The organism is Gordonia rhizosphera NBRC 16068 (assembly GCF_000298195.1).
GTDB lineage: Bacteria > Actinomycetota > Actinomycetes > Mycobacteriales > Mycobacteriaceae > Gordonia > Gordonia rhizosphera.
Genome location: NZ_BAHC01000139.1, coordinates 1 through 5,650 on the forward strand (window position 1 = coordinate 1; position 5,650 = coordinate 5,650).

General features: G+C 69.9%; 8 protein-coding genes and 1 pseudogene. All 9 read right to left on the reverse strand.

Annotated elements, in window-relative coordinates; genetic code table 11:
* The coding region (locus GORHZ_RS17525) for a hypothetical protein (RefSeq protein WP_040532373.1) at positions 1-1,064 on the reverse strand (1,064 nt) is incomplete at its 3' end.
* Positions 1,052-1,897 (reverse strand): DUF8175 domain-containg protein, encoded by an 846-nt coding sequence (locus GORHZ_RS29565; protein ID WP_157205243.1) that lies wholly within the window; start codon positions 1,895-1,897, stop codon positions 1,052-1,054. The genes GORHZ_RS29565 and GORHZ_RS17525, both read right to left, overlap by 13 nt.
* Positions 1,897-2,526 (reverse strand): DUF8175 domain-containg protein, encoded by a 630-nt coding sequence (locus tag GORHZ_RS17535; protein WP_006335275.1) that lies wholly within the window; start codon positions 2,524-2,526, stop codon positions 1,897-1,899. The genes GORHZ_RS29565 and GORHZ_RS17535 overlap by 1 nt, the downstream gene beginning before the upstream one ends.
* Positions 2,523-2,753: a hypothetical protein gene (locus tag GORHZ_RS17540; RefSeq protein WP_006335277.1), complete on the reverse strand. Its 231-nt coding sequence runs from the start codon at positions 2,751-2,753 to the stop codon at positions 2,523-2,525. The genes GORHZ_RS17535 and GORHZ_RS17540 overlap by 4 nt, the downstream gene beginning before the upstream one ends.
* Before the next feature lie 80 nt (positions 2,754-2,833).
* Positions 2,834-3,115: a hypothetical protein gene (locus GORHZ_RS17545; protein WP_006335278.1), complete on the reverse strand. Its 282-nt coding sequence runs from the start codon at positions 3,113-3,115 to the stop codon at positions 2,834-2,836.
* A 52-nt stretch (positions 3,116-3,167) separates the two neighbouring features.
* Complete coding sequence (locus tag GORHZ_RS29570; RefSeq protein ID WP_006335279.1) at positions 3,168-3,782, reverse strand: hypothetical protein; 615 nt, start codon at positions 3,780-3,782, stop codon at positions 3,168-3,170.
* Positions 3,782-4,645: a DUF8176 domain-containing protein gene (locus GORHZ_RS17555; RefSeq protein ID WP_006335280.1), complete on the reverse strand. Its 864-nt coding sequence runs from the start codon at positions 4,643-4,645 to the stop codon at positions 3,782-3,784. The genes GORHZ_RS29570 and GORHZ_RS17555 overlap by 1 nt, the downstream gene beginning before the upstream one ends.
* The gene (locus GORHZ_RS17560; protein WP_040532374.1) at positions 4,642-5,076 is read right to left on the reverse strand and encodes a DUF8176 domain-containing protein; all 435 of its coding nucleotides are present in this window, start codon (positions 5,074-5,076) and stop codon (positions 4,642-4,644) included. The genes GORHZ_RS17555 and GORHZ_RS17560 overlap by 4 nt, the downstream gene beginning before the upstream one ends.
* A 136-nt stretch (positions 5,077-5,212) precedes the next feature.
* A pseudogene (locus GORHZ_RS17565) lies at positions 5,213-5,650 on the reverse strand (hypothetical protein); the annotation flags it as partial.

Sequence of the window (5,650 nt, forward strand, 5' to 3'; positions counted from 1 at the left end):
GCCACGGTGCCGCCCGCAGCAACCACACCGGCGGCCATCATCCCCGCCTGCATTCCCGACCCACCCGACATCGACAGTCCGGCCGAGACCAGTTTCATCATCATCGGCAGCATCAACGCCGACAGGAACAGCAAGATGAATCCGTAGAACACCTCCTCGACCGACGGCTTGTCAGACTCACCGGCCAAGGTGAAGGCGACCACGAAACACCCGGAGGCCACCAGCTTCCACAGCAGCAACGCCAACACCCAACGCACCGTGCGCGAGTAGGCCGCCTTACCCAACTCGGTGCCCGAGGCCGCCCCGATGATCGGGATATAGGCGGTGACGAGGATCAGCATCGCCTGACGCACCACCAGCACCACGGCCTGAAACACCGCGCCGAGCGCGCCGAGAATACCGACGATCAGCAAAAATCCGGTCGCCATCCCGGTTCCGCCGGTCAGGACCTCCACGTTGACGATGCGCGCGATCACCCTCGCGGCGTCGCCGTCGGTCACCGACCCCAACCACGCCACCGACAGGGCGTCGACCGCCACCGACAGGGCGGTGAGGAATCCGCCGAACACCCACGCCCCGATCACGGCGCGGGACAGGGCGTGGAACTGCTCTTCGCCGGCGGCATAGACGGCGTGACGCTTGGCCAGCATCAGCCGCACACCGCCGACCATGATCGACAACGCCATGAAAATGAGCTGCAACCGCACGGTGAGGTCTTTGATCGTCGCGATGGCGCTGTACTGCGCCGCCTCCGGGGTCGGTATCCGCACAAACCACGTCAGGACCAACGTCATCGCCGACCCGGTGCCCTGCAGGACCGACTTCACGATCCCCTTGAAACCGCTACTGGCAGCGTCGTTCACCGCGCTCTTGGCTGCGCCCGCGGCCGCGGACCCGATGCTGCACATACCGGGGAACATCGTGTTACTGGCTGCGCACGCCGCGTCGGAGATCGGGTTGGCCCGCGCCTGCGGCGCCGGCGACGCCGCAGGCCCGACGACCGTGATCATCACCGCAGCCAGCGCGACGACCACGACACGCCGCACCCGTGTCAGCTGGTCCACGGCGTCATTCCGGCGATCGCGGAACGATACTCGGGGCGGCCGGGACTCGTCGCGGTCACGATGAGTTTCCACGTGCCCTGGGTCCAGGTGAGGTTCAGTGTCGACACCGCGTACGCCCCCGACGGGTGATCGTTGTCGTACACCGGGCCCGCCCCGATGTCCACGGTGGCGAACGTGGGTGAATAGCTGCTCACCGTGACGCCCTGGATGGTCCCGGCGGCCAACTCCGGATCGGTGAGCGCCACCTGCCGTACCGGGCGCGAGGAGCGAGCCTGATCGGCGATGACCTGCGCGTCGCCGGACAACAGGGTGTTCTGCACCGTCACCGACGGCCCGTCAGGCGCACCCAGCCACATCGACAGGATCGAGATCCCGGCCAGCGCCGCACCTTGCGGGGTCCGGGACCATCCCTGCGGCACACCGTCGGTGATCGTGGTGGGGCCGTCACTGGTGGAGAACGGCACGATCGGCAGGTCGTAGAGCTTCTCCCAGATCAGCCCGGCGGGGGCGGCGTTGCGGTCGGCGGGGGTCGGCGCGGTCTGCGGCAGGATCTGGCCGGCCGGGTTGGCGGGCAGCTGCACCGGTTTGTTCAGCTTGTCCACGGTGATGCCGGTGAACCCGGGCCCGCCGGGAGCGCCACTGGAGGGCGCTGCGCTCGCCGCGGGGGTGGTGAGCGCCGGGTGTTGCGCCGTGGTGGTGCCCCGGTTGAGGGCCACGATCATCACGATCACCACCACGACCGCCACCGCCACAGCCGCGGTGATGATCCATACCGTTCGCCGTGACGTCGGCTCTGGTTCGGTGGTGGGAAACACAGTCTTCTTGTCGCTCATCAGCATTGGCCTGCCAGCGTGATCATCGACGACGGCAGCGTGTCGATCGCAGTCACCGGAGCGATCTGCGCGGACGGGTCGGGCAGTTGCAGTTGCCAGTCGCCGGCCGCGCTCCACACCACGCTCGCGGCGTTGGCGGTCAGCGAGTCGTCGCGGTGGCGGGTCACGATCGAGACGTCCGCGCGGTGCGGGGTGTAGCGGGTCATCTCGTATCCACAGATCCGTGGCGCCACCGCGGCGACGGGTGCGGTGATCGAGAGCCGGACACGATTGACCGACCAGCTGTCGCGGGCCGCACCGGGGGCGAGGAGCAGGTCGGCGACCGTGGCCCACTGGTCGTCGGCGGCCACACTCATCCGCACCGTGGCATTGATGGCCGCCAGCGCCGCGCCGGGACCGGTGTGGTCGAACCCGTGTGGTGCGACAAGCGGGATGGTGGTGTGCGGTCCCTGATCGGCGACCGGGATGGCCATGCCCTGAAACGATGTCCACGACAGACCCGTCGGCGGTGCGGTCGGCGCGACCCCAGCGATCGACACCCCAGCGATCGACGCGGCCGGAGCGGTCGGCGGTGTCTGGCTGCCGCAGCCGGCGAGGACGGCTGCGGCGGCCAGCGTCGCCGCGGTCACGACAGCAGCGCGCCGGCGATCGCGGCGGAGGACGCGACGAGAAACACGCCGACCAGCTGGCCGACCAGGTTGTCGATCCCGATGTCGCCGTGCTCGTGGCGCTTGGCCTGCCAGAACAGGGCACCGATCCAGATCAGGCGCCCCACCGCGAGCAGGCACGCCAGCCACGCCACCCACCCCAACACCTGCTCGAGCCGGGCGTAGGCCAATTCTTCTTCTGCTTGCATGGGCACTTCCGTTCTCTGTCATAGCTGTTTCACTTTCCAGACGACGCGGGCTGAGATGCAGATGCGGCAAAGGGCCGGGGCTAGACGATGGCCCCGACCAGCCCTCCGGCCATCGCCATCACCACGCAGCCCGCGCACGTCCAGGCCACGCGCACCGCCGATTCGTTGGTGGCGGTGCCCTGATGTCTGTCGAAACCGAACTTCGCGCCGGCGGCGATCAGAGCGACGACGGCGGCGACCATCCCGAGCCAGCCAGCCCAGGAAATGATGGTGAGCAGCTTGTCGGAGCCGGGCGGCGCGGTCGGGTTCACGGTGATGGGGTCGGCGGCCAGCGGGAGGACGGTGAGGATACGAGCGGGCATCAGGTGTTCCTTTGTTCGAGGTCTGGACCGCGCGGATGCGTGGTCAGCGGTATCAGGTGGTGCGGCGGTAGCGATGGGTGACGGTGTCGACGATGTCGGCGCCGGTGGTGCAGACCGCCAGCGGCGGACCGGCAGCGAGATCGGTGTGCTTGCTGTCCGGCAGCGACCCGGGCAGCCACGGCGCGAGCGCGTCTCGGCGGGCCAGCATGAGGTCCTCGATCCATGCCACCCGCCAGCAGTGATCGACCAACTCCCCGACCGTGGACGCGTACCGGTGGACCTCTTTCGGGATACGGCCGGGACGCGGTGGGGTCCAGACGATCCCGAACACATCGAGCCCCTCGGGGCGCACGTCGTCACGCAGCCGGGCGGCGGCATCGTCGATACCGGCCATCGACAGCCGCGCCACCAGCACACACCACTGCGTGGTCTCCGGATGGGCAGGCCAGCGAGTCTCCGAATCAGCGGCCGGACCCCACATGCGTGCCAGGGTGGTGGTGCCCACTCCCCCCGCCGCACCGACGAGCGCGAACAGCGGCGGCAGCTCGTGCCCCGACGTCAGGGTGTCGCAGCGCCAGTACCGTGGCGGCTGCCAGGACACCACGTCGGCAGACATCGGTGCGGCGGGCATCGGTGCGGCGTCGACGGTGTTGTCGTGATCGGTCATCACGGCTGGGTCCCTTCCTCGGCGACGATCGCGTCCACAACCCAGGTGGTGGGCGTCGGCGCGGAAACATAGAACGTGTCCGACGACATCGGTTGCGGGTCACCGTGATCACCGACCCGGCCGGTCACGACCACTCGCAGACGAGCCGGAGAATCCGTGGCCGTGATACGGGCGCACCACGACACCTGTTCGGCGGGCAGCCCGGCAATCCAGGTGCGCAGCTCATCGAGGGTGGGCGCCGGAGCCGAGGCCGCCATCACCGCACGGGCAGCCGCCGGTGAACGCTGATCGAGCAGCGCGGACACCAACGCCGCGACCGCCCTCTGCGGCGAATCGACCCCACCACCACCGGCGGCGACAGTGGTCACCTCACCGCTCACCCCGACCCGACACCACGCCCCGACCGGTGCCGGCGGCCCTGCGGCCGGGGACGACTCGCTCGGCCACACCAGCGCGGCCACCACGCCCACCACCGTGGCCGCGACCGCCACGACTCCGGCCACGATCGCCGCACGCCGCCACGTGCGCCGCCCCGCGGCCCCGCGATCACCGTCCGCGACCAGCACAGTGCGGGCATCAGGCTCAGCCTCGGTGAGGCCACCGTGCGCCGCATCACCCACGATCGGTGCGCCCGATGGCCCCGGTGTATCCGAGGACAGGTCTGTGTCCGCGGACAGGTCGGGGACATCTGCGGGCTGCGGGTTCCACAGGTCAAGAGCTTCGATACCCGCGGCGGTGTTGATGTGTAGCTTCTGCTCTGATCCGTCAGGGAACTCCGCGACATCAGCGCTGTCGGCGACCTCCGCGACATCGGTGATGTCGCCGCGCTCGCCCGGGACCCAGGCCCATCGGTTGTCGGTCACTGATCGACCTCCCCGGTGAGTCGGACCTGCCCCGGCGCCCCGGTCGTGGTGGCGCGCACCTTGTACTGCGCCACCGGCGCGCCCGGCGGCTGACAGTCGAGGGTGGCCAGCACCGTGGTGGCATCGGTTTGCCGCATCCGCAGGCAGTAGGTCGTACCGGCCGGGAACCCGTCGAATGCCGCCTCGATCAGTGCCGGGCTGCCCATGGACTGGCCGGGTGCCACCGCCGCAGCCACCTGGGCGGCATCGCGGGTGGTGATGACCGCGTGATGGTAGGCGGCGACCGCGTCGGGTGGGGTGTCGGGGCCGCCGGCAGCGCGGGTGACAGTCTCCCCCGGCTCTGCCGATCCCGGATCGCAGGCGATCGGGCTGATCGCGGGCAACGCCGGCAACCTCGTCGACCGATCGGCCGCGAACTCATCAAGCGACACCGACGAGGTGTGTGAGCAGCCAGCCACCGAAACCGCCGCAGCGACGGTGGCCGTGCACACCACCAGCGCCCGGCGTCTGGACGGGCGGCGGTGCGCGGGGCTGCTGATGGCGGGTGTGAACCTCATTGCGGCGCTGTCACTTCCGCGGTGTGCCGAACTGGGGGTATGTGATGCGCAAGCCACCGATGGCCTTCTCCGCCCGGTCCGACAGATCCTTGACACCGGCGGCCACGGTGTCGCGGGCGGTCTGCGCCAACGCACCCGCGGCCTGATAGGGGGCATCGGCCTGTTCGTGGCTGATGTGGATCGGGGCCGTGGCGGGACCGAGCTGCACGGTGGCGTCGACATCGCCGGACTGGGTGACGACGTAATCGACCGTGCCGTTGCCCGGCAGACCGGTGCGGTCCAGGTGCAGTTCGTACTGGTTGGCCTCCGGGTGCGGTGGGGCCGGCCGGGATTTCCTGGGGTCCTCGTTGGTCGGGCCGATCGGAGCATTCGGGTCGCCGCCGGGATCGCCGGCGCCCACGGCGTATCCGATGACCCCGCCCAGCGCGCCGCCGCCGACCGCGCCGAG

Excerpts from the sequence above, each read along its gene's own strand:
- GORHZ_RS17540 (WP_006335277.1), bottom strand. The coding sequence starts at position 2,753 with ATGCAAGCAGAAGAAGAATTGGCCTACGCCCGGCTCGAGCAGGTGTTG.
- GORHZ_RS29565 (WP_157205243.1), bottom strand. The coding sequence starts at position 1,897 with ATGAGCGACAAGAAGACTGTGTTTCCCACCACCGAACCAGAGCCGACG.
- GORHZ_RS29570 (WP_006335279.1), bottom strand. The coding sequence starts at position 3,782 with ATGACCGATCACGACAACACCGTCGACGCCGCACCGATGCCCGCCGCA.
- GORHZ_RS17545 (WP_006335278.1), bottom strand. The coding sequence starts at position 3,115 with ATGCCCGCTCGTATCCTCACCGTCCTCCCGCTGGCCGCCGACCCCATC.